Annotated in this window: 26 protein-coding genes and 1 pseudogene; 9 read left to right on the top strand and 18 right to left on the bottom strand. The window is 71.8% G+C overall.

Annotation, left to right across the window (positions count from 1 at the left end):
* Positions 1-73: 73 nt before the first annotated feature.
* On the bottom strand, positions 74-1,393 hold the full coding sequence (locus P3T39_RS18620; protein WP_280699090.1) for an MFS transporter: 1,320 nt from the start codon (positions 1,391-1,393) through the stop codon (positions 74-76).
* A 135-nt stretch (positions 1,394-1,528) separates the two neighbouring features.
* Here P3T39_RS18620 and P3T39_RS18615 point away from each other — a divergent pair, with 135 nt between their 5' ends.
* On the top strand, positions 1,529-2,089 hold the full coding sequence (locus tag P3T39_RS18615; RefSeq protein ID WP_280699088.1) for a MarR family transcriptional regulator: 561 nt from the start codon (positions 1,529-1,531) through the stop codon (positions 2,087-2,089).
* 106 nt (positions 2,090-2,195) lie between these two features.
* Here P3T39_RS18615 and P3T39_RS18610 read toward each other — a convergent pair whose 3' ends face one another.
* From P3T39_RS18610 to P3T39_RS18595, 5 genes and pseudogenes are all read right to left on the bottom strand, one after another.
* Positions 2,196-3,992, bottom strand: a complete 1,797-nt coding sequence (locus tag P3T39_RS18610; protein WP_348534356.1) for a glycosyl hydrolase family 18 protein — start codon at positions 3,990-3,992, stop codon at positions 2,196-2,198.
* Positions 3,993-4,312: 320 nt separating this feature from the next.
* Positions 4,313-4,468 (bottom strand): hypothetical protein, encoded by a 156-nt coding sequence (locus P3T39_RS37590; protein WP_348534358.1) that lies wholly within the window; start codon positions 4,466-4,468, stop codon positions 4,313-4,315.
* A 50-nt stretch (positions 4,469-4,518) separates the two neighbouring features.
* Positions 4,519-4,824, bottom strand: a pseudogene (locus tag P3T39_RS37585) (Uma2 family endonuclease); the annotation flags it as partial.
* A gap of 150 nt (positions 4,825-4,974) precedes the next feature.
* A complete protein-coding gene (locus P3T39_RS18600; RefSeq protein WP_280699085.1) occupies positions 4,975-5,520 on the bottom strand; it encodes a hypothetical protein in 546 nt (181 codons plus the stop codon).
* 127 nt (positions 5,521-5,647) lie between these two features.
* Complete coding sequence (locus tag P3T39_RS18595) at positions 5,648-6,211, bottom strand: DoxX family protein (RefSeq protein ID WP_280699082.1); 564 nt, start codon at positions 6,209-6,211, stop codon at positions 5,648-5,650.
* Between the two features lie 157 nt (positions 6,212-6,368).
* Here P3T39_RS18595 and P3T39_RS18590 point away from each other — a divergent pair, with 157 nt between their 5' ends.
* Complete coding sequence (locus P3T39_RS18590; RefSeq protein ID WP_280699081.1) at positions 6,369-6,677, top strand: barstar family protein; 309 nt, start codon at positions 6,369-6,371, stop codon at positions 6,675-6,677.
* On the opposite strand, the gene P3T39_RS18585 is transcribed toward P3T39_RS18590, so the two are convergent.
* Together P3T39_RS18585 and P3T39_RS18580 are read right to left on the bottom strand one after the other, a co-directional pair.
* Complete coding sequence (locus P3T39_RS18585) at positions 6,658-6,897, bottom strand: hypothetical protein (RefSeq protein ID WP_280699080.1); 240 nt, start codon at positions 6,895-6,897, stop codon at positions 6,658-6,660. The two genes, P3T39_RS18590 and P3T39_RS18585, sit on opposite strands and share 20 nt — an antisense overlap.
* A 58-nt stretch (positions 6,898-6,955) precedes the next feature.
* Positions 6,956-8,233, bottom strand: a complete 1,278-nt coding sequence (locus tag P3T39_RS18580) for an alanine racemase (protein ID WP_280699078.1) — start codon at positions 8,231-8,233, stop codon at positions 6,956-6,958.
* A gap of 144 nt (positions 8,234-8,377) precedes the next feature.
* On the opposite strand from P3T39_RS18580, the gene P3T39_RS18575 reads away from it, so the two are divergent.
* From P3T39_RS18575 to P3T39_RS18560, 4 genes are all read left to right on the top strand, one after another.
* The gene (locus P3T39_RS18575; protein WP_280699076.1) at positions 8,378-9,400 is read left to right on the top strand and encodes a sugar kinase; all 1,023 of its coding nucleotides are present in this window, start codon (positions 8,378-8,380) and stop codon (positions 9,398-9,400) included.
* Positions 9,397-10,170, top strand: coding sequence for an IclR family transcriptional regulator (locus P3T39_RS18570; RefSeq protein ID WP_280699074.1), 774 nt, complete (start codon positions 9,397-9,399; stop codon positions 10,168-10,170). The genes P3T39_RS18575 and P3T39_RS18570 overlap by 4 nt, the downstream gene beginning before the upstream one ends.
* A complete protein-coding gene (locus tag P3T39_RS18565; protein ID WP_280699070.1) occupies positions 10,167-10,565 on the top strand; it encodes a RidA family protein in 399 nt (132 codons plus the stop codon). Before P3T39_RS18570 ends, P3T39_RS18565 begins: the two co-directional genes overlap by 4 nt.
* A 63-nt stretch (positions 10,566-10,628) precedes the next feature.
* Positions 10,629-11,261: a MarC family protein gene (locus P3T39_RS18560; protein ID WP_280699068.1), complete on the top strand. Its 633-nt coding sequence runs from the start codon at positions 10,629-10,631 to the stop codon at positions 11,259-11,261.
* 7 nt (positions 11,262-11,268) lie between these two features.
* On the opposite strand, the gene P3T39_RS18555 is transcribed toward P3T39_RS18560, so the two are convergent.
* Positions 11,269-11,703 (bottom strand): Lrp/AsnC family transcriptional regulator, encoded by a 435-nt coding sequence (locus tag P3T39_RS18555; protein ID WP_280699066.1) that lies wholly within the window; start codon positions 11,701-11,703, stop codon positions 11,269-11,271.
* 186 nt (positions 11,704-11,889) lie between these two features.
* Between P3T39_RS18555 and P3T39_RS18550 the strand changes: the two genes are divergently transcribed.
* Entirely contained in the window at positions 11,890-12,720 is an 831-nt protein-coding gene (locus P3T39_RS18550) for a tryptophan 2,3-dioxygenase family protein (protein WP_280699063.1), read from the top strand.
* 7 nt (positions 12,721-12,727) lie between these two features.
* Here the strand turns inward: P3T39_RS18550 and P3T39_RS18545 are convergent, their stop codons facing one another.
* Genes P3T39_RS18545 through P3T39_RS18530 form a run of 4 tightly spaced genes read right to left on the bottom strand, consistent with a single transcriptional unit; the run spans position 12,728 to position 19,180 of the window.
* Positions 12,728-15,739 carry a TIR-like protein FxsC gene (locus tag P3T39_RS18545; RefSeq protein ID WP_280699061.1) on the bottom strand — a complete coding sequence of 1,004 codons (3,012 nt, stop codon included), beginning with the start codon at positions 15,737-15,739 and terminating at the stop codon, positions 12,728-12,730.
* Positions 15,729-16,748: a MoxR family ATPase gene (locus P3T39_RS18540; protein ID WP_280699060.1), complete on the bottom strand. Its 1,020-nt coding sequence runs from the start codon at positions 16,746-16,748 to the stop codon at positions 15,729-15,731. The genes P3T39_RS18545 and P3T39_RS18540 overlap by 11 nt, the downstream gene beginning before the upstream one ends.
* Positions 16,749-16,769: 21 nt before the next feature.
* Complete coding sequence (locus P3T39_RS18535) at positions 16,770-18,776, bottom strand: trypsin-like peptidase domain-containing protein (protein ID WP_280699058.1); 2,007 nt, start codon at positions 18,774-18,776, stop codon at positions 16,770-16,772.
* A 29-nt stretch (positions 18,777-18,805) separates the two neighbouring features.
* Positions 18,806-19,180: a CU044_2847 family protein gene (locus P3T39_RS18530; protein ID WP_280699056.1), complete on the bottom strand. Its 375-nt coding sequence runs from the start codon at positions 19,178-19,180 to the stop codon at positions 18,806-18,808.
* Between the two features lie 601 nt (positions 19,181-19,781).
* Here P3T39_RS18530 and P3T39_RS18525 point away from each other — a divergent pair.
* Positions 19,782-20,264, top strand: a complete 483-nt coding sequence (locus P3T39_RS18525) for a DUF2269 family protein (protein ID WP_280699053.1) — start codon at positions 19,782-19,784, stop codon at positions 20,262-20,264.
* A gap of 102 nt (positions 20,265-20,366) precedes the next feature.
* Here P3T39_RS18525 and P3T39_RS18520 read toward each other — a convergent pair whose 3' ends face one another.
* The 5 genes from P3T39_RS18520 to P3T39_RS18500 all read right to left on the bottom strand — a co-directional run bounded on the left by P3T39_RS18520 (position 20,367) and on the right by P3T39_RS18500 (position 25,280).
* On the bottom strand, positions 20,367-21,248 hold the full coding sequence (locus P3T39_RS18520; protein ID WP_280699051.1) for an amidohydrolase family protein: 882 nt from the start codon (positions 21,246-21,248) through the stop codon (positions 20,367-20,369).
* Positions 21,241-22,869, bottom strand: coding sequence for an acyl-CoA dehydrogenase family protein (locus P3T39_RS18515; protein WP_280699049.1), 1,629 nt, complete (start codon positions 22,867-22,869; stop codon positions 21,241-21,243). The genes P3T39_RS18520 and P3T39_RS18515 overlap by 8 nt, the downstream gene beginning before the upstream one ends.
* A gap of 47 nt (positions 22,870-22,916) precedes the next feature.
* Positions 22,917-23,585 carry a TetR/AcrR family transcriptional regulator gene (locus P3T39_RS18510; protein WP_280699047.1) on the bottom strand — a complete coding sequence of 223 codons (669 nt, stop codon included), beginning with the start codon at positions 23,583-23,585 and terminating at the stop codon, positions 22,917-22,919.
* 108 nt (positions 23,586-23,693) lie between these two features.
* Positions 23,694-24,536 carry a serine protease gene (locus P3T39_RS18505; RefSeq protein ID WP_280699045.1) on the bottom strand — a complete coding sequence of 281 codons (843 nt, stop codon included), beginning with the start codon at positions 24,534-24,536 and terminating at the stop codon, positions 23,694-23,696.
* 120 nt (positions 24,537-24,656) lie between these two features.
* Positions 24,657-25,280: a TetR family transcriptional regulator gene (locus tag P3T39_RS18500; RefSeq protein WP_280699043.1), complete on the bottom strand. Its 624-nt coding sequence runs from the start codon at positions 25,278-25,280 to the stop codon at positions 24,657-24,659.
* A 63-nt stretch (positions 25,281-25,343) separates the two neighbouring features.
* Between P3T39_RS18500 and P3T39_RS18495 the strand changes: the two genes are divergently transcribed.
* Positions 25,344-25,580, top strand: a complete 237-nt coding sequence (locus P3T39_RS18495; protein WP_280699041.1) for a hypothetical protein — start codon at positions 25,344-25,346, stop codon at positions 25,578-25,580.
* Positions 25,581-25,593: the final 13 nt, after the last annotated feature.

Genomic DNA, 25,593 nt, shown 5'->3' with positions numbered 1-25,593 from the left:
CCGGGGTTTTTCAGGGGCGCGGGGCTCTGAAGAGCGCCGCGCCCCTGAAAAACAACCCCGAAGGGGGTCCTCGTCAGGCCACGGCCTGGAGCTCTCCGGTCGAAGTGACCGAGACGCGGTCCTGGCCCCGGGTCTGCAGGAGGGCGTTGTCCTGGACGGGCGTCAGATGGCCGCGCAGGCGCAGGGCCAGGGTGACGATCAGCAGGGTGCAGCCCACCATGACCGCGAGGTAGAGCGGCCAGGTGCCGGAGCCGACCAGCAGCACGCCGACGGCCGGGCCGACCGCGATGGCGATCTGCTTCACCAGGGCGTGCGCGGCGTTGTAGGTGCCGAGCATCCGGGCCGGGGCGAGATCGGCGACGATCGGGCCCAGGGTGGGGGCAAGCAGCGACTCGCCGACACCGAACAGGGCGTACACCGCGACGATCGCCACGGTCGCGGCCATCGCCTCGGAGCGGACCAGGCCGGCGGTCAGCGCCATCGTCCAGGCTCCCAGCCAGACCACACCGGCGGCGGCCATCGCGGTGGTGCGGCGACGGCGCTCGGTCAGCCTCACCACGAACATCTGGAGCACCACGATGGTCAGCGCGTTGGCGCCGATCGCCAGGCCCAGGGTGGACGGCGCGGTGCCGACGGTGTCGGTGGCGAAAGCCGCGACACCCGACTCGAACTGGCCGTAGCAGGTGAAGAAGATCAGCCCGGCGAGCAGGCAGAGCCGCAGCATGGCCTTGTCTGCGAACAGCGCGCGCAGCCCCTGCGGACCGTCCTGGCTCTCCTGGACCGCCACCGGCGCGGGCGCCGGCATCCGGGCGGTGCCCGTGACGGCCGCCAGGCCGAGGAAGGTCAGCGCCTCGATGGTGAACAGCCGGGTCAGGCTCGCGGGGTCGGCGACGTTCACGATCTGGCCACCGACCAGGGCGCCGATGCCCATCCCCAGGTTGACCAGGGTGAACTGGAGCGCGAAGGCCCGTGAACGGGTGGCCCGGGTGGAGCAGCGCACGATCATCGTGGCGAGGGCCGGCTGGCAGGTGGTGACACCCGCGCCGAACAGGAAGGAGGAGACCAGCAGAGCGGGTGTGCTCGCGGCGTGGCCGAAGGCGAAGGCGCCGCAGGCTGCCAGCGCCGTTCCGGCGAGCAGCACCGGGCGAGGTCCGTACCGGTCGATCCCGCGGCCGGTGAAGGGCAGCACGGCCAGCGCGGCCAGCGCGAAGACGGTGAACACCATCCCGGCGGCGAGCGAGCCCAGGCCCCTGACCTGGTCCACGTAGACGAACATGTACGGCATCGTGAACCCACTGCCGAACGCGCTGAGCGCATTGCCGATCTGGACGCGGCGCAGCGGGCCGCCCGCCCCTTGACGCTGCTGCCTCTGCTGCTTCACCGTGCCGGTCACCGTGCACACCCTTTCACTGCATACTCTTCGATGCGGAAGATTTAAGCCCTAAAGTTCAGAGCTAAACTCTAAACACCGGAACCGTGAAGCGTCAAAGGCTTAACTGCTGCACCTCTTCATGGGACAATGGGCCGCATGAGCGAACGCAGACCCGCGCCACCGACCGGCGACGAGCTGGACATCGCCGACCAAGTCGCCGTCTACCAGCGGGAATTCCCCACCGTCGACCCCCAGGTCGAGACCATCGTCTCCACCCTCTCCCGGGTCGCCCGGCGGATGAACGTCGCCTACAGCAGGCAGCTCAATGTGCTCGGAATCACCTCCGCCGAGTGGGAGGTGCTCAAGGCGCTGGTCGTCTCCGGCAGCCCGTACCGGATGGGCCCGGGCGAGCTCGCCAAGCGGCTCGGCCTGACGCCCGCCGCCATGACGCACCGGATCGACCGGATGGTCGCCGAGGACCTGGTCACCCGGGAGCGGGACGAGGCCAACCGGGTCCGCGTGATCATCGAGCTGACCGAGAACGGCCGCGACAAGTGGCTGGAGTCGATGCGGATGGCGGCGGTCTTCGAGGAGGAGCTGCTGCAGGACGTCACCCAGGCCGAGCGCCCGGCGCTCTCCGCCATGCTCGGCCGGATGCTGCGCCGCATCGAGCAGACCCAGCCGGACGCCCTGGGGCGCACGGACGACCTGGACTGACCGGTACGCCGGCAGCCCCGGACGAGTGGTCTCGTCCGGGGCTGCCGTGCTGTTCGGATACCGGGGGCCGTTCAGACGCCCGAGGGCCTTTCGGGGTGCGGCGCGATCAGCAGGGGCCGTTGTCCGTCCACACGCCCCACTGCCCGCCGGCCGTCGGGTCCTCGCCCTGGGTCCACCACTTGTTGGTGTAGTAGTGGCCCTTCCAGGAGACCTTGGTGCCCGCGGCGGCGTAGACCGTGGCGGAGTTCCAGCTCGGGGCACCGGCGCAGCCGGCCGGAGCCGAGGAGGACGGCGAGGAACTCGGAGAGCTCGACGGCGAGCCGGAGGGCGAACTGCTCGGCGAGGACGTCGGGGAGGCCGAGCTGGACGGCGAACCGGTCGGCGCCGCCGGGCAGTTGGCGGCGGAGCCGTTGGTCGCGTTCACCATCGAGTCGAACAGCGCGGTCCGGGTGCCCAGGTCGTAGAGCGAGAAGGCGAAGGAACCGCCCAGACCGTTGCAGTGCGCGTAGTCCAGCTTGGCCTGGATCGACTGGGCGTTCTCACCGCTCCAGAAGGTGGTGCCGTCGTAGAAGTACGAGGTCTTGGCGGCGTCGTCCCAGTAGGTGTAGGCCGGGTTGTCGACGAAGCCGTTCAGCTCCTTGTACATCCGGATGCCGTTGACGTTGCCGGACATGGCGGCACCGGTGGCCGGTCCGGTCGCGCCCTGGAACAGGCCGTGGTCGGTGCCGGCGGGTACGCCCGTCCAGCCGCGGTAGTAGAACGGCACACCCATGTTGATCTTGTTGGCGGGGAAGCCGCCGACGATCCCGTACTGCGGATCACCGACCGTCCACGCCTTGATGGCGTTGTCGATCGAGTACTTGCCGTTGCCCGGCTTGACCGGCGTCATCGGGTCGCTCGGGCCCGAGTAGATCGGGGCCTGGTGGTTGGTGGGGCCGGTCGCGTCCCAGGCGCCGTGCATGTCGTACGTCATGACGTCCAGGAACGTGAGGTACTGGCCGAGCTTGTCGGTCTCGACGTTCTGGATCTTGTCCTGGCCGGCGCCGACCGCGGCGGAGAGTGCGTAGGTCTTGTTGTCGGCCTTGCCCTGCGCGTCCAGCTCGGAGCGGAACTCGGCCATCAGCGCGGTGAAGTTCTGCTTGTCGGACGACGAGGCGTCGTTGCCGAGGTGGCCGCCACCGCCCGGGTACTCCCAGTCGATGTCGAAACCGTCGAAGACGCCCGCACCCGTGCCGGGCCCGCCGAAGCCGCCCTGCGCGGGCAGGTTGCCCTTGATGAACATGTCGATGCAGGAGGAGACGAGTTTCTTCCGCGAGCCGTCACTGGCGGCCACATCGGAGAAGTACTTGGAGTAGGTCCAACCACCGATCGAGAGCAGGACCTTGAGGTTCGGGTTCTTCGCCTTCAGCTTCTTCAGCTGGTTGAAGTTGCCGACCAGCGGCTGGTTCCAGGTGTCGGCGGCGCCGTCCACGCTGGTGCTCGCGTCGTAGGTCTTCTGGTAGTCGGCGTACGCATCGCCCGCGCCGTCACCGGCGCTGGGGTTGTTCTCGTCCTGGGAGGCGGCCTTGGTGGTCTCGAAGCAGGTGAGGTTGGCCGGGTCGATGTTGGCGAAGTCGTAGATCAGGTAGTCCAACTTCGAGGCGACACCGGTGTCCTGAATCGTCTTCGGGTAGTACCCGTTGGCGTAGATCGACCACTGGTCGAAGTACGCGACCTTGATACCGCCGCTGGTCGCCGGAGCGCCGGTGGAGTTGGTCGGCGCGGCCTGGGCGGTGCCACCCGAGGTGAGCGCGAGGCTCGCACCGAGCAGCAGGGACGCCGCGGTGCCGACCGCGAGAGCGGCCAGGCTCTTCGGCCGACGTCTGCGGGTCGGCTCCTGGGCCATGGGGAGAGCACGATTCACGAGTGCATCACTCCTCGTCGTGGGGGAGCTGCCGCCCCCTTGGGGGAGGTCACGCGGGGTGGGGCCACGTGGCCAGGGGCATGACAGCGGGATGGGAACGAGCGTGGTCCTGCGGACGGCCGCATGGGCGCGCGGAACCGGCGTCGGCGGTCTGGACCACCGACGCCGGCCCAGGGCTCCCTGCACCTGAGCACAAAAATGGACTAGACCAACTCCGCCGTCAAGAGCCGATGTTGCGACTTGAGCCGGCCTTAAGGTTCACACCTCGTCCGAGCAGCACAACGCCGGTCCCGCCCAACGGCGGAACCGGCGTACGAACCTCAGAGTGTGTCGATCTCCGTCAGGTCGATGTCGATCGTGAACGGCACCCCGACCTTCACCCGGTCGTGGAAGACACCGGTGGGCACGTACGTCCCGGTCGCCGGTTCGAGCTCGAAGACGTAGACGACAGGCCGTCGCCCCTGCCCCTTCTCCACCTCCAGAAATGCGGAACTCCCGCCTCCGCATACTTGCGTGGCTTGGTGTCACGGTCCCGCTGGACCGGATCCGGCGAGACCACCTCGACGGCGAGGGCCACGTCCTGCGCCTGGTAGCCCGTCTCGTCACCGCTCTCGGAGACCGCTTGCGCGCGAACGACCGAGACATCCGGCTCGGGCCGGTCATGCGCGCCGAGGACGACGCTCATCTCCCGGACCACCCGGAGGTGAGCTGGGCACCCACTGCGCAGGCGGTACGCCAGGAGGTCCACCGCCAGGCTGTGAAAGTACTTCTGCGGGCTCATGAAGACGAGGCTCCCGTCGATCAACTCCGTGTGCGGCGGGAGGCCAGGCATGTCGTCGAGATCGTCGGCGGTGAAACCGCCCTCCGGCGGGATGAGCCAGTCAGGTACGGCAGTCATCGTTGCTCCCATGGACGCGATCCTTGCCGACACTGCCAGCGTACCGGGAGAGGTCGAGCAGGACTCCGCTCCTACGGGTGATGGTCAGTAGCGCAACGCCGTGCTCACCACGGCGGTGACCGGGCTGGGCAGGCTGCGGTCGCTGCGGGCCGTCGCCTCGGCGGTCGCTCCTGCGGCGACGTCGGGGACGTCGACCACGACGGCGTCGACGAGCTGGCCCGACTGGTCCTTGAAGTCGACCTCGATCGTGTAATGGCTGCTCTCGGACTGGTGGTTGACGATGGTCAGCGGCGCGTCCGACCGGCCGTCGGTGCCGGTCACCACCGTGCCGATCGTCACCTCCTCCTTGGCGTCCAGACCGCCCTTGATGCTCGCCAGCGCGGACGAGGCCGCCGCCTGGGCCGAGGCGATCGCCGAGGCTACGGAGGAGGCCAGCCCGCCTGCGGCCGAGGAGAGTTGGGAGGCCCCCGAGGCCAGGGCCGACTGTGCGGCGGACTGCGCCGCCGACACCGCCGAGGAGGCCGCGGAACCCGCCGACCTGCCCGACGAGGAGCACCCCGACATCCCGGCCCCGGCAAGCAGCGCGGCAGCGGCGACAGCGGCCGTCCGACAGACCTGACGACGCTTCATGGCGGCCCTCCTCGCTCGACAGCACTCGCCCCCAGCCTTGGCGGGCCCGCCCTCCGCCGCCAACGGACGGTGTCATCCGGGTGAGCGCCCGCGCGCTCGACCAGGTGCGCAGACCGCGCCCCGGCCGTCAGGAGAGGCCGATGCCCTCGGCCTGGGCGGCTTCGTCGGCGGCGCGGGCCTCTCGGCGGCGGACGACGTCCCGGCGACGGCTCACCACGGCTGTTGCGGCGAGGGTGCTGGCGGCGAAGGCGAGGAGGCCGATCCAGGGGCGGTCCAGGGCGTGGCCGGTCGCCTGGTCGAGGGAGTAGCAGCCCGCGCCGGAGACACCGAGGGCCAGGCCGCAGGCGCCGAGCAGGGCGGGGTACTCGTAGCCGCCCGCGGTGGTGAAGAAGCCTCCCGGGGCGTGGACCGAGATGGCGCCGGCCATGGTGCCGGCGACGATCGCCCCGGCGGCCGGGGTGGCGAGACCGGCGACCAGCAGTGCTCCGCCGCCCGCCTCGCCGAGTCCGGCGGCGAGCGCGCTGCGCGGGCCCGGCTCGAAGCCCATGTGCTCCATGGCCTTGGCCGTTCCCTCCAGACCGCCGCCGCCGAACCAGCCGAACAGTTTCTGGGTGCCGTGCGCGATGAGCACTCCGCCCACAGCGGCGCGCAGGGCGAACAGCCCTAGGTCCTTACGGCTGAGACAGGTCATGATGAGCCCTCGGATCGTGCCGGTTGACGGTGCGCCTCCCATACCAGCCGAAGGGCGGGCCCGGCTCGACCCGGGAACGCCATCCGGGCGAACCCGACGCCGCTGAACCCGGCGCCCCCGGAAGCCCCCGGAAGCCCCCGAAAGCAAGGACGGACCCATGTCAGCACGCCGGCCCGAGTACCACCTGGACGGCAGAGCCGTGACCGACGAGCCGTCGTTCTACACCGCCCTGGGACGGGCGGTCCAGGCCCCGAACGACTACTACGGCAGCAATCTGGACGCCCTGGCCGACTGTCTGCGCGGCGGCTTCGGCCCCGAGCCGCCGTTCACCCTGGTCTGGGACGACTCGGCGCGGGCCCGCCGCCACCTCACCAGGCGCCTTCCGGCGGACGGCGGCGAGCAGAGCTACTTCGAGGCCGTACTGGACGTGCTGCGCGAGGGCGGGGTCACCGTGCTGCTGCGATAGCGGCGGTGAACTCGGCTGCCCGTCTGGTCACTTCGGCCCAGTCGGCGGCGGTGACGACGGCGCGCCGCAGGTGGGTGGTGACATCGGGGGTGGTGGAGGTGAACTCCACCCAGCGGATGCCCCCTTCGGCGAGGGCTGCGCAGAGCGCGGCCGCGTCGGGCACCGCCGGTGCGCGCACCACGGCGATCACCCGGTCGGCGGCGAGTCCGTCCAGGGCCATTGCGCTCCTCCGTCGGCGTCGGCGTCGGCCTGACGGCACCCGCCCGGCAGGCCGGACATCAGAAGAAGGTCCTCACCAGGTCGAGGACGCGCGGGAGTTCGGCGTCGGCGTCGTCGATCACGGGAATGAGGGTCCACTTGTCGAAGACGGTGCACGGGTGGGAGAGGCCGAGCCGGACGATGTCGCCCACCTGGACGTCCGTCTCCCGCAGGAAGGCGTGCTGGTCGTTGAGCGCGGTGATCCGCCCGGTGGCCAACCGGCCGCGGCCTCGGACGAGTTGGGGCTCGGGCAGCCCGTCGTCGTAGGAGAGGTCGCGCTTGCCGCCGTCCAGCAGGGCGAGGCCGGCTTCGGGGCGGGAGACCACCCTGGTCCAGCCGTGCAGCGCGGAGCGGAACGGGGTGGTGCCTTCGGCGCGGGCGAGCGGGGAGATACCCCGGTAGAAACCGTCGTCGTGGGCGAGGTAGGCGCCGGAGCGCAGCACCACCCGCGTGCGCAGGTCGGCGAGCGGAGCGAGGAGTTCGGTGACGGTGTCGAAGTACGCGCTGCCGCCCGCGGTGATCCAGACCTCCTCGACCTGGTCGAAGAGCCCTTCGGCGTCGAGGAGTCGGTGCAGCTCACCGAGGTCGGTGAGGTAACGGGCCACGGCGGCAAGGGAGTCGGCACTGGCGTCGTGGGCGAGCGCGCCCTCGTAGCCGCTGGCGCCGGCCAGGCGCAGCCCGGGTGCGGCGTGGACGGCCCGGGCGACGGCCTGTGCCTCGGCGAGTGTGCGGCAGCCGGTGCGGCAGCCGGGGGCACCGAGTTCGACCAGGACGTCCACGGGGGCGGGGGCGCCGCGAAGGGCCGCGTCCATCAGCTCGACGGAACGGACGGAGTCCACCCAGGAGGCGAAGCGGAAGCCGGGGTCGGCGGCGAGGTCGGCGGACAGGCGGCGCAGCCCGGCCGGGTCGAGCAGGGTGTTGGCGAGGTGGATCCGGCGCAGGCCGAAGGCTCGGGCGACGTTGACCTGCGGCAGGTTCGCGAGGGTGATGGCGAGGGCGCCTGCGTCGAGCTGCCGCTGCCAGAGGGCGGGGGCCATGGTGGTCTTGCCGTGCGGGGCGAGGCCGAGACCGTCCTTGGCGCACCAGGCGGCCATCGTGGCGAGGTTGTGGTCAAGCGCGCCCGCGTCGAGGGTGACCAGCGGCGTGCCGAGGTCGTCCAGGGTGGGGCGGGTGGCCACGTACTCCGCGACGGTGGCGCCCCACGCTGCAGCGGGGGCGGCCTTGAAGCGCCAGTCCAGCCGTTCGTCGGCGAGCGCCGCCACCCGGGCTCGGTCGATGACCTGCGGGGCCTGCACCATGGCCGTTCTCCTGTCAGCTCGACTGTCCTGTGCACCCGTCACACGTATTGCATTATGTGCAACGGCCGTTGCATGTCCTGCCGCTGCTGATCTAACCTCAGGGCCGGACCGAGGTCAACGCACACACTCCTCAGGAGCGCCCAGGTGACACCTCCCGCCGCCGTCTGCCTCGGCGAGTCGATGGCCGTGCTCATCCCCGAGCGCCCAGGACCGCTGGAGCAGGCGGAGAGCTTCCGCCGCAGCTTCGGCGGCGCGGAGTCCAACGTCGCCTGCACACTGGCCGCGCTCGGCGTTCCGGCGGCCTGGATCGGCCGGGTCGGCGCCGACGGCTTCGGGCGCCACCTGGTGGGGCAGATCGCCGCGCACGGCGTGGACACCTCGGCGGTCGGCTACGACGAGACCCGCCCCACCGGCCTCTACGTCAAGGAGACCGGCTCCGGCCAGGACCACCCCTATGACCTCGGCGCGGGTCGCAGTCGACTGCACTACTACCGGCGCGGCTCGGCCGCCTCCGCGATGGGCCCGGAGCTGCTCGCCGACCCGGCCGCCGCTCCGCTGCTGGCCGCCGCGCCGCTGATCCACCTGACCGGGATCACCCCCGCGCTCTCCGACAGCTGCCACCGCCTGGTGCGCACCCTGCTGGCCGTCCCGGACAGGCTGGTCAGCTTCGACCTCAACTGGCGGCCCTCGCTCTGGGCCGGACGGGACCGGCAGGCGCTGCGCTTCCTGATGAACGCGTCCGGCATCGTGCTGCTCGGCGCCGACGAGGCCCGCGAGGTGCTCGGCACCGACGACCCGGCCGCCCTGCGCAAGCTGCTCCCCCGTCCGTCCGTCCTGGTGCTCAAGGACGACGGGCGCCGCGCCACCGCGATCGCGCCGGACGGTTCCACCACCACCGAACCCGCCCTCGGGGTGGGGGTGGTGGAACCGACCGGCGCCGGTGACGCCTTCGCCGCCGGCTACCTGGCCGGCACCCTGCGCGGGCTCACCGGGCGCCGGCGGCTGCGCCTGGGGCATCTTGCGGCCGCCGCCACGCTCACCGTCCGCGGTGACCTCGGCCCGATGCCGCCCGCCGCCCTGATCGAGCAGCTCCTCACGGCGGACGAGGCCGAGTGGGCGGCGACCACCGTGGACGCCTCCGGCTTCCACCCGGCGAGTGCCCGATGAGCAGCTCCACGGTCGCGCGCGCGATGCGCCTGCTCGCCGAACTCGGCCAGGGCGAGCGCAGCCTGGAGCAGCTGGCCGCCGTCCTGGACGTGCACAAGAGCACCGTGCTGCGGCTGCTGCGCCCTATGGAGGACGAGCGGGTCGTCCAGCGGGACGCCGCCCACCGCTATCGACTCGGTCCACAACTCTTCGCCCTCGCCTCGCTCGCCCTGGAGCAGCGCGGCGTCCGCGCCGTCGCCGCCCCGCACCTGCGCGAACTGAACGCGGCCACCGGACAGACCGTCCACCTGGCGGCGTACGAGGGCGGCGAGGTGGTCTACATCGACAAGTACGACTCGCGGCACCCGGTGCGGATGTACTCGCGGATCGGCCTGCGGGCCGCCCTGCACTGTGCGGCGGTCGCCAAGGTGCTGCTGGCCGACATGCCGCCGAGCGAGCGGCAGCGGGTGGCGGAGGGGATCGAGTACACCCCGTTCACCGCCAACACCCTGGCAGGACCGCAGGAGCTGCTCGCCGAGCTGGCCACCGTCGCCGAGCAGGGCTGGGCGCGGGAGAACGCCGAGCACGAGTCCTTCATCAACTGCGTCGCCGCGCCCGTCCGGGACGCCACCGGGCGGGTGGTCGCCGCCGTCTCCGTCTCGGTGCCGGACATGCTGCTCACGTACGAGCAGGTGCTGGCGCTGCTGCCGCACCTGCGGGCCGCCACGGCCGCCATCTCCGCAGACTGCGGGTTCACCGCAGCCCGACCTGACCGCTGGGAGCACCCATGAAGACCGAAGTCCGTACCGCCGGCGCCCCCGCCCCCGCCTGGGTCTTCTCCCAGGGGGTGCGCAAGGGCCCGATCCTCCAGGTCTCCGGGCAGGGCCCGCAGGACCCCGCGACCTCCGAGTACCTCCACCCCGGTGATGTGAAGGCGCAGACCCGCCGCACCCTGGAGAACGTGCTGGCGGTGCTGGAGGCCGGGGGCGCGACCGTCGAGGACGTGGTGATGTTCCGCGTGTACCTCACCAAGCGCGAGGACTTCGGGCCGATGAACGAGGTCTACGGCGAGTTCATCGACAAGCACATCCGGGGCGGCGTGAAGCCCTGCCGCACCACCGTGTTCGTCGGGCTCCCGCACGAGTCCATGCTGGTCGAGATCGACGCGCAGGCCGTCATCGGCTGACCGTCCGTCGGGGCCGGGGCGCGGCAGGCGGATGCCGCACCCCGGCTGACGCATCCTTGGATCATGTCCGCCTTCAATCTGAGCAGCGCTTTCGTCACCCTCTTCGCCGTGGTCGGCCCGCCCAAGGTCCTGCTGGCCTTCGCCCATCTCGCCCGCGACCGCAGCGAGGCCGAGCTGCGCCGCCTGGCCCTGGTGAGCACGGGGCTGGCCGCGGTGGTCGGCGTGACGATGGCGTACACCGCGGACTTCCTCACCGCCTTCTTCCACATCAGCGACCAGTCCCTGCAACTGGCCGGTGGCGTGATCTTCTTCATCTACGCACTCGCCCTGGTCCTCGGCGTCCACGTGGGCGTCGGGGAGGTCGAGGAGGGCCGCCTGGCCAACCCGCTCGCCGACGGGGTGCGCGAGCTGCTGCTGCCGTACGTGGCCAGCCCGCTGGCGATCACCGCCGTGCTGGTCGGGTCGCTGGAGAAGGACACCTGGGGCTGGCACTCCACCATGGCCAGCGCCTATGTCGCGGTGGTGGCGATCAACCTGCTCTCCGTCCTGCTGCTCTCCCGGCTGCTCCGGCTCACCCACCAGACCTCGCTCGAAGTGCTCTCCCGGCTGCTCGGGCTGCTGCTGGCGGCGGTCGGGGTGGAGCTGTTCCTGAACGGTCTGGCCAGCCTGGGCGTGGAGTTCTCCTCCTCGCACTGACCGCTCGTCAGGGAATCTCCACCGGCCGCCAGGGCACCGGGCTGGAGAGGATCATCGAGCTGGACGGCTGGCCGTAGGCCGCCAGACGGTCGATCAGCTGCTCGAACGAGCCCATGTCCGGCGCCGCCACCAGCAGGACGCAGCACGCGCCGCCGGTGACCCGGTGCAGCTGGAGCACCTCGGGCCAGCACGTCACCTCGGGGTCGCGCAGCACGCACCGCGGTCCGTAGCACTGGATCTGCACCAGCGCGGTGACGGCCAGCCCCGCCCTGGCCAGGTCGATGTGCGCGTGGTAGCCGCCGATCACCCCGTCCGCCTCCAGCCGCCGGACCCGCTCGGCCACGGCGGGCGGGGAGAGCTTGACCCGGCGGGAGAGCTCGTTGAAGGAGAGCCGGGCGTCGCCCTGCAACTCGGCGAGCAGGAGGCGGTCGACGGCGTCCATGGCAGCTCCGGGAAGAGGTTTTGGAGTCATAAGCCTGAACCGGATGAATGGCTTTCAAACGTAAGCCGATTCCTCCGATCCGGTGTCCGCCGCCCATTCAAGACGCGCCCCGGACCGCCGCACAATAGTGTCCCAAGTGATCGGCGGTGACGGCGGCTCTTCCCCGGGCACCCAGGAGGGATCGGCATGGCGCAGAACGGCATCAGCACCCCCAGGCTCTCCTTCAGCCCGGACGAGGAGTCCGGACACGGCACGCCGTACGCCCAGTACGTCCGCCTCGACACCCTGCACAGCCTGCAGCACCCGCGCAGCAAGGTGGACGCCGAGCTGTCGTTCATCATCACCACCCAGGTGATGGAGCTGCTCTTCGACCTGCTGCGGCACGAGTGGACGGCCGCCCGGCAGGCCCTGCGCGAGGACGAGGTGACCGCCGCGCTGGCCGCGCTGCGGCGCGGCACCCACGTCCAGGACGTGCTGAACTCCTCCTGGGACCTGCTGGCGACCATGACCCCGCTGGAGTTCGGCGCCTTCCGGCCGGTGCTCGGCGAGGCGTCCGGCTTCCAGTCCTCGGCCTTCCTGCGGCTGGAGTTCCTGCTCGGCAACAAGAGCGAGTCCCTGCTGCGGATGTACGAGACGGCCCCCTCGGTGCACGCCGAGCTCACCGCCGCCCTCCAGGCGCCCAGCCTGTACGACGAGGTGCTGGCCCTGCTGGACCGTCGCGGACTCGCCGTCCCCCATGAGAGCGGCACCGGCCGCTACCGGCCCAGCGAGGAGGTGGGGGCGGCCTGGCAGCGGGCGTACACCGAACCCGAGTACGCCGAGCTGGCGCGACTGGGAGAGGCGCTGCTCGACACCGCCGAACGGGTGACGCGCTGGCGGCAGCGGCACCTGTCGGCGGTCAAGCGCTCGATGGGGGACAAGCCGGGCACCGGCGGCTCCAGCGGGCTGAGCTGGTTGAAGCAGTCCGCCGACCAGGACGTCTTCCCCGAGTTGTGGACGGTGCGCACCCGTCTCTGACGTACCGTCAGTCCACCGAGGGCGGCGCGGGGGCGAACGCGTTCGGCAGCGAGTCGAGCCGTAGCGGCGGTCGCCTCGGGACTCCGGTCCGCTCGGCCACGTCCACGATCCGCCAGGCGATCCGGTGCACCGCCATCTCGTACTGCTGACGGTACTTGCGCAGGCTTGCCAGGCCGTACAGCCCCTCGTCCGTGTAGGCCGCACCGAGGCCGCTCTCCACGTACTGCAACCTGGCTGCCACGGGCGGGAGTTCGGGCAGTGGCACCGGCGACCACAGGACCGGGACGATTCCGCTCGACCAGCCCGTCAGCCGTCCCCGCCGCTCGAAGGCGGACCACTCGCGACCGCACCGCTCGCTGCGGAAGTAGGTCGGGGAGTACAGCGGGACCAGCGCCCGGCAGCTGGCCAGCGCCTCGGCCGCCTGCTGCTCGGCAGCCGGGTCCGCCGGCTCCTCCCGGTACATGAATCCGGCGGGCACCCCGCTCGGGAGGGTGGTCAGTTGCAGCACCTCCTCGGCCAGGTCCGCGAAGAGCTGCTCCACCAGCGGTTGCGGCCGGGAGGCCACCGGATAGCTCAGGAAGAAGTACGGCCGCGCGGGCCCCTCTGGCTGCGTCTGCGCCCGGGGCGGCCGCGAGTGCGAGGGGGCGGGCGGACGGCGGGAGGCGGTCGGGCTCTGGGAGGAACGCGACGGGGCCGAGGCCGGTTCACCGGTGACGGCGGGATTGCGGGAGAACAGGAAGGGACGCTCGGGCCCCCTGATCGAACTGAGCGACCAGCGCGGATCGGCGGCCGTCGGCTCCACCACGTTCTGCAGCACCTGACTGAGCGTCAGCTCCTTCGTCCCACCGGGCTGTCCGGCCCGCAGCACCTGGCCGAGACCGGCGGCGAAGAACGGGCCGCCGCGGTGCCGGACGCTGATCACCGTGTGGACCTCGGGATCGCTCTCCTCCCGTCCGACGACCGTCTCCGCCTCCTCCTGCCATCCGTCGAACACCAGCAGGCGATTGCGGGCCCGCCCCGCGGACACCGCACTCAGGACGTCGGCCCAGCTCACGGGCGGCTCCCCCGGACGGGACCCGGAGCCGAGTGCCAGACCCTCGCCGGGCGGGCGGATCACCGTGCCGCCGACATAGACCACCAGGGCGTCCTCGGCCTCGCCCACGGCCGCCCGCAGGGCGCGCTGGAAGCCGGCGGTGTCGTCCACCCCCAGCCAGACGTGCTCGGGGGCGATACCGACCAGCGCGCGGCTGGACAGCGCTGCGGCCAGGCCGGTGAGGTCACCGTGGGCCCGGACGTCCTCGTCGTCCGCCAGGGGGTCGGCGGCGGAGGCCCGGGAGGTGGCGACCAGCAGCACGGCCCGCGAGCGCTCGGGGTCGGGCAGGCCGGGCGGCGCCTGGGGGACGGGCACCGGCTGGCGTTCCGGCTGCGTTATCCGCTGGGTCACGGGGGCGGGTGGGCCGTCCAGCAGACGCAGCGCGGCGGGGCTGATCAGCGCGAAGGCGCGCCGTTCGACCGCGACCACCGCTCCCCCGCTGCCGGTGGCCGCCAGCGCGGCGAACTCGCCGGGTACCCGGCCCGCGCGGTCGGCGATCTGTTCGCCGACCCGGGCTAGCAGGCCGACGGCCTGGTGGGTGGTCGAGCGCGGCAGCGTGTGCAGCAGCAACTCCCGTACCCCCGCGCGGAATTCGAAGTGGTCGCGACGGCCCTCGCGTTCCTTCAGCAGCCCGCTCACCACCACCTCCGCCAGATGCTGGGGCTGGGGCCTGGTGAAGCTGGCACGTTGCAGCAGCCGCATCACGGGCAGCGCGGGCGTGGTGAGCGCGGTGAGCCCGGCCAGCGTGAACGCCTCCCGGGAGGCCACCGAACGGAAGCGCAGCACCAGCTCCTCCGGGCCGAGTTCGTGCGGCTCTGGCAGTGGCCCGGTATCGCCGGGACACTCCGCCGGGGCGTCTCCCACCAGCAGCGCCGAGCCGATCACCTGGCCCCCGGTCGGACTGCCCACCAGCCGGGCCCAGTTGGCGATCCACCCGGCGCCCGGCTCCAGCACCGGAACCGGCACCTCACCCCGCCCCGACGGCACCTCGCCGAAGGAGGCGAAGCGGTAGGCCGAGTTCGGCACCCCGGCCTCCGGCGCGGAGAACAGGCCGACCTCCGGCGCCAGCGCGGCCAGCGGCCACAGGCGTTCGGGCAGCGGCTGCACCACGGCGACCGGGGCGCGGCCGGCGAGCGCGTGCAGCGTCCGGTACCAGCGCCTGCCGGCCGCTCCTGGCCGCCACTGCGGGCCCATGCAGTCGCTGAGCACCAGAACCGCCGTACGGGCGTTGGCCAGCGGGCGCCGCAGGAGCCGGCCGCTCTGGTTCAGGCAGGACTGCACCACCTGGCGGAAGGCGCCGGTCTGCACCAGCAGGGTGCGCAGCTCCTCGGCCAGCGGGCGCCAGAGTGCCATCGTGGGGCCGCAGTCGAAGACCAGGTGGAGGTCGAGCCACCGCTCCGAGCCGGGCCGCAGCACCGGCAGCCAGTGCACCTGGCCCGGCTCGCGCAGCGCCTCGGCCAGCCGGTTGGCGGTCGCCGTCTCGTCCAGGTGCGAGTGCCTCGGGTCCGGGACTCGCCGCTTGAGCGGGCGCAGCGCGCGCTGAAGGGTGAGCGGACGGGCGAGCATCGGGGCGCTCGGCGTGGGGATGGCCGCCACGGCGGCCACCGCGTCCTCCGGGTCACCGGAGGGCAGGTGGAGGGCGGTGCGGACGCTCTGTCCCTCGCCTGTGGCGCTGCCCGCCCTCCGGCCGTCCGCCTGGCCCGGGTCCGAGGTCCGGCGGTCGGGGCGGCGGACGCCGCTCCCGGCCGCACCCTCCCCCGTGCCCGTCTCCGCCGCGCCCTCGCCGCTGCGGGCGGCCAGCCAGAGCAGCTCGGCCAGTTCGACCGGTCCGGGATCGGCCAGTCCCAGTTCGGTGAGCAGGAAGGCGAGCTGGTCGAGCGGCCCGGTGGTGGCCACCACCGGGCCTGGTGGACGGTCAGAAGACATCGTCGTCCTGGCCTCTGCTGAGGTACGGCATCACCTGGGCCGCGAGGGCTGCCCGGTCGGCGGCCTCGGCGAGTTCGGGACGGGAGGTCAGGTAGATGGCGTTGAGCAACTGGTCGGTGGCGAGTTCGCCGTCCTCCCGGCGGCCCAGGAAGACCTCGACGATCTCGCCCACCAACCGGGCGTCGGACTCCGGCAGATGCGCCTTGACGATCTCCTCCAGCTCGGCGCCCTCGGGGCGGCGCAGCTCCAGGACGACGCAGCGGCGCAGAAAGGCGGCGGGGAACTCGCGTTCGGCGTTGCTGGTCAGCACGGTGAAGGGGAACGCGCGGCAGCGCACCCGGCCGCCCGTGATCGGTGCCCGGCCGTGCCCGTCGGCGGTGAGCACCTCCGCCCCGAGCTGCCGCGGCGCGGCACGGACGAGTTCGTCGATCTCGTACTGGCCGTCCTCCAGGACGTGCAGCAGGTCGTTGGGGAGGTCGAGGTCGCCCTTGTCGATCTCGTCGATGAGCAGCACCCGGGGGCGGCGGTAGGGGAGCAGCGCGGTGCCGAGCGGTCCCAGCCTCAGGTGCTCGTCGAGACCGACGCCCCGGGCCTGGGGCCCGGCCTGGTTGGCCGCGTAGAGGCGGGAGAGCGGGTCGTACTGGTACAGGCCGTCGCGCAGGGTGGAGCGGCTGCTGATGTTCCAGCGCAGCACCGGGCCGAGGCCGAGTTCGCGGGCGACGGCGTACGGGAGGCTGGACTTGCCGCTGCCGGGCGGTCCGGTGACCAGCAGCGGACGGCGCAGGTAGAGGGCGGCGTTGACGAGTTCGACGGTCTCGGGGGTGGGGCGGAAAGTCCCCGCCCGGTGGCCTGCGGTGGCGGCGCCGGGTTCGTCGGGGCCGTCCGGCTGCGCGAGGGGGCCGTCCAGCGGCGGTCCGCCGTCGAAGGCGCGCCAGGGCGGCGGCGGGGGCAGTTCGGCGAAGGCGTCATGGGGTTCCTCGACGCCCCGGTAGATCGGCTTCAGCGGCATGCTGCGGACCCTCTCCTGCTGCTAGTCCGCCAGGTGGCGGGGTGGTTGGGCGGTCGGGGCGACCCCGTAGGGCCGGTGCGGGCTCGGCACCACCTGCGGGTCCTCCCAGAGCAGCACCAGTCCGGCCGACCAGTGCCCGGCCGGGTCGTCGCTCTCCTCCGCCTGATGACGCAACTCCCTTACCCGGCGGGGAAGATCGTCCGGCGGAACGTCCGCCAGCTCGGCTGCCAGTCTGGCAAGGAAAGCCGTGTTGCGGCAGGTCTGCGCGTGCGCATGGTCGGTGGTACAGGCGTACTGGGGCCAGAGCACGGCGGGCGCACCGGCCTTGAGCGCGGCGGCGAGCAGCGGCTCGAACGGGTTGCCCTTGGGCGGGCTCGGCAGCATGGGCACTTCGGCCCGGCCCACCGGGCGCAGCCGCTGGTAGAACCGCCTGCTGTCCGGGACGGCGGTGCACAGGATCGGGTACAGCATTGCGCCCCGGTACTCGCGCATCCTGGACCACTTCATCTCCAGGTGGCGCCGGTCGGCCGCGTTCCCCCGGCGCTGCTGGTCCACCACCACCACGGCGTGGTCGGCGCCGAGCGGGCCGAAGTCCTTGCGCCTGGCCCAGCTGTGCACGGGCTGGGTGAGCCACTTCCTCGGCAGCGCGAAGATGATCAACTCTGCGCCGTCCGGCTCCAGTTGGCCGATCTCCTCCTCGATCCGCTCGCGGACGAAACCGGGCAGCATCGAGCTGAGCATCGTCCTGGAGTGCGGCTCGCCCAGCGTGCCGTCCCTGATGGTGGAGACCGCCACATGGAACATCCTGGTCCCGGCACCGCTGGGCTGGATGTCCACCAGGATCGGGCGCCACTTCTCGCGGCGCGGGCCGTGCACCGGCTCCGGACGGGGGTGGAGGTGGGCAGTGGGGGCCGGCCGGTACGGCTGGGCGACCGGGGACGGCCGGGCAGCGGGGTGGTCGGCGATTGCGGCACGCCAGTGGTGCAGTCCGACCCTGAGCTCCGTACCCTCGACCAACTCGGCGACTATGGTGGCGAATTCCAGAACCGGGTGCACACGACCGACCGGCTGCGGAACCTCGGCGAGCAGATACCAGCCCGCCTCCCAGAGACTGCGCGGGCGGGTCGGCGGGTCGGGACAGCCGAGCGGACCTGCCGCCGAACGGTACAGCTCCAGCGGGTCGGCGGCCACCTCCGCGCTCTCCAGCAGCAGCCGCAACTCCCGTACCGCATCGCGGTCCACCGCTGCACCCGGCAGCCGGTCGGCCAGCTCAGGGGCGTACCGCGCGATCGCCTCAGCCGGCAGCATCTGCCCGAGCCGGACGGCCGGGACCCCGGCAGGCCGCCTGGCCCGGTCCTCCGCGGGCCGCCAGAGCGTGTCCTGAGCGGCCGTCACGATACCGACCACCTCGCCGGTGGCCGCGATCACCACCGGGCCGCCGCTGAATCCGGGGGCGAGCGGCATACCCGTGCCCTCGTGCTCCAGCTGGACCAGCTCGCCTCCGATCCGCAGCGCCCCCCTGGTCAGCCGGATCTCGCTGCTCAGGCCGCCGTCGTGCCCCTCGGGGAAGCCGTACGCCGCCAACTGCGGTGCGTGCAGGCCGTTCCAGCCGTGCAGCGGCGCGAACCGCGCAGGAACGGCGATGTACGGCGGCAGCGGGCGGTCCAGCTCCAGCACCGCCACGTCACCCGTCCCGCCGGTGCGCTCCCCCCATGGACCGCGCACGGCGACGGTGGCACCGATCGGCGGATGGTCGGGGCGGGCTGCCAGATGGACGACGACACGGGTACAGCCCTGCACCACATGGGCGCAGGTGAGCACCCGCCGCTCGGAGATCAGCACCCCGGCACCCGCCGTCGCCAGCGGGCCGCAACTGCTGATCCGGGTGAGCCAGGTGACGTCCCGCCGGGCCGACTCGGCGTCCGCATCCGCACTGTCGGGCCGGTCGGGCCCGGGTATGCCCCGGGGCTGTGCCGGCTGTTCGGGTACGCCCTGCACAGGCGGACAGTGGGCCGTCTCGTCGCACATCGGCTCGTCCCGTGTCCGGGAGCCCGTCATCAGGATTCGTCGCGGGCGGCCGGAATTCGCTCGGGCGACCAGACGAGTTTGACGGTCAGATGGGCATCGGTGGCGGTCTTGGCGATCAACGCTCCGGCCTCGGCCGAGAGTTTGACGCCGAACGCGATCTCCACCGCGTCCGGCTTCAGACTGCCGTCCCGGAATGCCGCGAGTGCCGACTCCGCGGCGATCCGGACACCCGCGAGCGCCTGTTCGAAGGTCGCCGCGGCACGCTCCACCCCGGCCGCGACGACCGTCGAGCTGCGGCCGACCGGCTGCATGCCGTACGACTCCTCGACGCCCACCCCTGTTTCCGCACCCTCGACCCGCACAACGGCGCCGTCGGCGGTCACGAACTCCGCGTACTCAGGCAAGACTTCCCCCTCAGCGGTCACTTCAGGTCATCCGACGAAGTCTGACGCGATCGTCGCACAGCGTCGCTCGCAGCGCATCGGTTCCCGACGGATCCCCCCGAGCGGGTGACCGATTCATCGGGTTATCGGGTGGCTGAGGGCGATTCGCCATAGTTACGGAGATTGTGACCACCCGTCGACTGTGATGCCCGCGACGACGGGACCGGCCGTGCACCCACGCCGCCGACGGTGAGCGGCCCGCCTGCGGCAGGCCCGGCCGGAAGGGGCGGGCCCTCCGGGCGGCTGACGCGCGCCGTTCAAGAACCGCCCCCGCCCCCTGCTGCGGCACCACGCATACAGCGGACCCGAACCTCAGTCGTACGGATTGTCGTATGAGGCTCCCATCGGCTGGTTCCGGTCCCTCGCCGCTCCCCCGAACGAGACTCCACCCGCGCGGGGACCTCGGCAGCGCCCGCTCGCACGGAACGGGCGGACCCCGCCCGCCGGGCCTGCGGCCTGCGGGTGTTAGCGTGCCGGGGGCTCCGCCGACCGGACCCCACCGGTTGCCCGCCGTCCGCTCGACCGTGGGACCGGCTGCCGTCCGCGAAGGGTGTCTCCTCCCATGGCCAAGCTCCTGTTGAGCCTGCACGTCCTGGCCTCGGTCCTGTTCATCGGCCCGGTGGCCGTCGCCGTGAGCATGTTCCCGCCCCGCGCCAAGGCCGCACTCGCCGCCGGTCCCGACCAGGTCTCGGCCGCCGCCTCCGTCCGACTGCTGCACCGGATCACCCAGGTCTACGCGCTGCTCGGAATCGCCGTGCCCGTGATGGGTGTGGGGACCGCGCAGGTGATGGGCATCATCGGCCAGCCCTGGCTGATCGTCTCGATCGTCCTGACCGTGCTGGCGGCCGGCTCGCTGCTGCTCTTCGTCCTGCCCGCGCAGCAGGCCACCGTCGACGCGCTCGACGCGGCACCCGGGAGCGAGGAGCACACCCGCGCCGGTGGCAGCCTGCGCCTGCTGCCGATGACCGCCGGGGTGTTCAACCTGCTGTGGGCCGTGGTGGTCGTGCTGATGGTGGTCCGCCCGGGTTCCACGACCGGCGTCTGAGCTCCGGCAGCACCACGCCCGCCCGCTTGACCGCCCGCGCCACGATCGCGGGCCGCGCAGTTCCCCGTGCCCCCGGGGAACTCGGCATGTGCCCAGGGCGGGTCACCGCTGGTCCAGGGTGAACAGTTCGGCCGCGTTGCCGTAGCAGACTGCCCGCAGCCACTCCTCCCCCAGCCCGAGTCCGGCCAGCCCGCGCAGGGCCTCGATGTAGGGGTAGGGGATGTTCGGGAAGTCCGTGCCGAGCAGGATCCGGTCCCGGAGCGCCGCCAGCCTCGGCAACTCGTCCTCGGGGAAGGGCGCGATCTCCTCGCTGAACCCGGTGAACGCCATCGTGGTGTCCAGGCGGGCGGCCGGATACCGCTCCACCAGGTCGAGGAACTCCTCGTACTCCGGCATCCCCATATGGGCCACGACCAGCCGCAGCCGGGGGTGCCGGGCGAGGACCGCTCCGATCGGCCCGGGCCCGGTGTGCTTGCCGGGCGCGGGGCCCGAACCGCAGTGGGTGACCACGGGCACGCCGCTGTCGGCCAGTCGGCCCCAGACACCGTCCAGCAGCGGATCGGCGGGATCGTACGCGCCGACCTGAAGGTGTGCCTTGAAGACCCGCGCACCCTGCTCCAGCGCCGCGCCGACGTACTTCTCGGCGCCGTCCTCCGGGAAGAACGTCGCCGTGTGCAGGCAGTCGGGTGTCCGGGCGGCGAAGTCCGCCGCCCAGGAGTTCAGCCAGGCGGCCATACCCGGCTTGTGCGGGTACAGCATCGAGGTGAATGCCTGCACCCCGAACTCCCGCAGCCGGTCGATCCGTTGCTGCTCCTCCTCGCGGTAGGCGATCGGCCAGGTCCGCCCGGTCAGCGGGCCGACCTCGTCGAAGTAGGCCCAGACCTTGGCGAGTACCCGCTCCGGCATGAAGTGGGTGTGGATGTCGATCAGCCCCGGCAGTCCCAGGTCCTGCCAGAACTGCCGGACTTCCGCCGCATCACTCATGCCGTGCCCTGGCGAGGACCGCCTCGGTGTCCACTCCGGTCGGCAGGGTGCCGTAGGCGCCACCGTGGTCCCCGCCGAGACGCGAGGCGCAGAATGCCTCGGCGACCGCCGGGTCCCCGTACCGGACGAGCAGCGAGCCCTGGAAGGCCAGCGCCATCAGCTCGACCAGTCGCCGCGTCCGGTACTCGATCTCGTTCAGGTCTCCCAGCTGCTTGCGCAGTTCGGCGACCGCGGCGTCCAGCCGACGGTCCGCGCCCGCCGCCGGATCGAGCTCGCCGAGGAAGGCCTCGACCGTGGCGGGGCGCCTGGCCATCGCCCGCAGGACGTCGAGTGCCGCGACGTTTCCCGATCCCTCCCAGATGGAGACCAGCGGGGCCTCCCGGTAGAGCCGGGGCATGCCCGACTCCTCGACGTACCCGTTGCCGCCGAAACACTCCAGGGCCTCGGCCGCGTGCCCCGGACCGCGCTTGCACACCCAGTACTTGGTGACGGCCAGCCCCAGCCTCCGGACCAGCGACTCCTGTTCGTCACCCGCGAGGGCCAGGTCGGTGGAGTTGGCCAGCCGCAGCGCGGCCGCGGTCGCCGCCTCGGACTCCACCACCAGGTCGGCCAGTACGTTGCGCATCAGCGGCTGGTCCACCAGCGCTTTGCCGAACGCCCGCCGGTGGGTGGCATGGTGGAGTGCCCGCACGGCGCCCAGTCGCATTCCGGAGGCGGCGCCCAGGGTGCAGTCGAGCCTGGTCATGTTGACCATCTCGATGATGGTCGGCACCCCGCGCCCCTCCTCGCCGACCAGCCAGCCCACGGCGCCGTCGTACTCGATCTCGGCGGAGGCGTTGGAGCGGTTGCCCAGCTTGTCCTTGAGCCGTTGCAGCAGGATCCGGTTCCGGCCGCCGTCGGGCAGCACGCGCGGCAGCATGAAGCAGCTGAGACCGCCCGGCGCCTGCGCCAGCGTCAGGAAGAGGTCGGACATCGGGGCCGAGGTGAACCACTTGTGGCCGGTCAGCCGGTAGGTGCCGTCCGTCTGCGGCGCGGCCGTCGTGGTGTTGGTGCGGACATCGGAGCCGCCCTGCTTCTCCGTCATCGACATTCCGGCGATCAGCCCGCGCTTGCCGCTCGGCTCGCGCAGCCCGAAGTCGTACTCGGTCGAGGCCAGCAACGGTTCGAACTGCCGGGCCAGTTCGGGTGTGGATCGCAGCGCGGGCACCGAGGCGTAGGTCATGGAGATCGGGCAGCTGTGGCCCGCCTCGACCTGGCCCCAGACGTAGAACTTGGCCGCACGGGCGGTGTGCGCCCCCGGCCGGTCGTCGCGCCAGGGTGCGGCGTGCAGGCCGTTGGAGACGGCGACGCGCATCAGCTCGTGCCAGGCGGGGTGGAACTCCACCTCGTCGATCCGGTTCCCGTACCGGTCGTGGGTGCGCAGCACCGGCTCGTACTCGTTCGCCAGCCTGCCCCAGCCGGCGGCCTGCTCGGTACCGGCCAGCAGGCCGAGCCGGTGCAGTTCGGGCTCGGCCCAGTCGGCACCGGCCCGGCCGAGCGCGGCGAGCAGGGTGGGATCGGCGGCCACGTCATGGCCGTACAGGTCGGGCACCTGGTTGGTGACCTCGTGCGTGGACGGCATTGCGTCCTCCTAAGGGTCGAGTAGCGGGGTGGGTCTCCTGGGACCTGTTACCGAAGTTCCGCCGGGCCCGCGGCGGCAGCCCCGGATGCCACAGCCGGCCGGACTTCCGAAACGGGCCCCAGGGCACGCAGGGCGAAGGTGACCAGGGCAGGGATGACTTCGCCCGGACCGGCGCCGGCGGCGAGCGGGCCTACCAGTGCCTCGCCGACCGCGCCGACCAGCGCGGCGGCGGTCAGTTCGGCGTCCTGGTCGGGAAGTCGGCCGGTGGCGATGGCCGAGCGGATCTGGTCGGCGATCAGGTCGCGGAACGCCCGCCGGAAGACCAGGCGCTCGGCGTCCACCACCGCGTCGGCGGGCTCGGCGAGCAGGGCATGGGCGAGCCGGGGAGCCTTGAGGGCCCGTGCGGCGAAGGTCTCGACCACGGCCGCCACCCGGCCGTGCGGGCCGTCCCCCCGGGCGGCGGCCACAGCGACCGCCTGCGCCACGGCCGCGACCTCCCGGCCGACCACGGCGCGGAACAGCTCGACCGCGAGTTCGGCCTTGCCCGCGAAGTGCTGGTACATGCTGCCGGTGGCGATCCCGGCCCGGTGCGCCACCGCCGCCATCGAGCAGCCGCCGTAGCCGCGCTCGGCGAGCAGCGCGACGGCAGCCTGCAGCACCGTCTCGCGCTGGGCGTCCAGCCTGGCCTGGACGGCGGGGGTGCGTCGGTATGCCATACCAAGAATTGAAGCACTGATTCAGAACTTCGCCCAGAGGGCGCGGACAGAAAGAACGGGCCGCCCGAAGGCGACCCGTTCAGCGCGGAAGGAACCGCAGGCAGCCGGCTACGGCCGGGGCAGCGTGCAGGTGTCCAGCGTGAGGTCCAGCCTGTTGCCGGTCGTGAAGCAGGCCGGGATGTTGTAGGTCTCCTCGGCGTAGTTGATGCCCTGGCGCACCGTCACCTGGCCGTTCTCGTCGACCTCGCACGGGTTGTTGACCGTGCAGCTCTCACCGTCCTCGTTCCCGGTGTTGTTGACCGCGACGACCTGCCCGGTACTGGTGTCGATCACCGGCGAGCCCGAGGTACCCCCGATGGTGTTGCAGCTGGAGGTGTACCGGACGGAGTCCTTCCAGGTCCAGTCACCCTCCTTCAGGCGGTAGACGAAGCCGTCGACGTTGCAGGAGTAGATCTTCTTCCAGTAGCCGGAGACCACCTTGATCCCGGAACCCGCGGCCGGATGCGTCGTCGACATCGTCAACGGGCTTACGCCGTAACGGGACTTGATCGAGGCGTAGCTGGTGTTGAGCTGGTAGAAGGTCACGTCGGTGTCGGTCATGGTGCTGTAGACGACCTTGGTGGCCCGCAGCGTCCCGAGCCGGCCGCCGGTGGAGTTCAGCAGGGTGAAGCTGCGACTGGAGGGCTGATCGACGATCACCTCACCCGCAGCGGGCATTCCGGTTTCGAGGCAGTGCCCGTTGGTGAGAATCAGAGCCGGGTCGGCGGCGGCGGAGTCGGGCATCCGCACCAGCGATCCGGAACAGTCGCTGAGCGCCACCGTCCCGGAGAAGTCCACCGTGACGGCGGGCGCCTTGGCGTTGGGGGCGGCAGCGGCGGGAACGGCGCCGGCCAGGGCGGATGCCCCGGCCAGCAGGAGAGCGGAGAACGCTCCGATGAGCGGCTTCTTCATGCGAGTGCCTCTCGGTGTGGGGGTCCTCCAAAATTGGCGTGGGCATGGTTAGTTGTCAATACAGTGCAAGGAACTGCCTGGTGCCGGACCGTCGGTCCGCGAAAGGCGTTTGAACTTCCGTCAGGCATCGCGCCAGTGGCGGCGACCCACACTGATCAGCCGCAACTGGGTGCACGCCGTCCGGGCGATCCGCCGCTCCGCTGCGGGCCCGTCGGCATCCAGGAAGGCAACGGCGGTCGCGACCATGTGATCGACGTACAGCTCCGCGAGCATCCGCACGTCCGCCCCGCTCCAGCCCGCCGACTCCGGCTGCGCACCGAGCGCCCGGGCCACCTCGTCGGCGAACCGCGCCAGCTCGGCGGCGATCGCCTCCCGCACGGGCTGCACTCCTCCGTGCCGCTCGCGGGCGAGGAAGCGGACATGCGCCCGATGACCGGCCACATGGCCGGCGATCAGCTCGACCGTTCGGTCGATCAACTCCTCGGCGTCGCCCTTCTCGGCGAGCGCCGCCCGGATCATCCCGTGCAGACTGGCCAGCGACTCCTCCACCAGGGCGACACCGAGCTCGGCCAAGTCCCGGAAGTGCCGGTAGAACCCGGCCGGCGACATGCCCGCCTCCCGGGTGACCTCGCGCATACCGAGGCTGCTGAGGTTCTGATGCTCCAGCAGGTGCAGACCCGCATCCAGGAGGGCGCGGCGACTCTGCTGCTTCTGGGCCTGTCTGACCCCCACGGTGTGACTCACATCATTCAGTAAACAACTGTTTGCCGACTTGCACCAGCGTAGAGTGGAGAAGTCGGCGAACACTTGTCATCACAACTGTTCGCCGAATGCGAGATCGCCACTGCCGCAACGACCGTCCGTGAAGGGCTGGCCATGCTCCTCGTCGTCATCATCGCCATGGGTCTCCTGGCCGGAGCCGCGATCCACACCTCCCTCCCGGTCTTTCTGACCGCCTCCGCCGCGATCACCGCCTGGCTGCTCGCCTTCGGCGTCCGCGAGCACCTCAGCCGTTCCCGCCTCGCCCGCGCACGCCGGAACTGACACCCGTCGGCAC

Origin of the sequence: Kitasatospora sp. GP82 (assembly GCF_029892105.1) — a bacterium.
GTDB lineage: Bacteria > Actinomycetota > Actinomycetes > Streptomycetales > Streptomycetaceae > Kitasatospora.
This window is presented reverse-complemented; position numbering and strand designations above follow the sequence as displayed.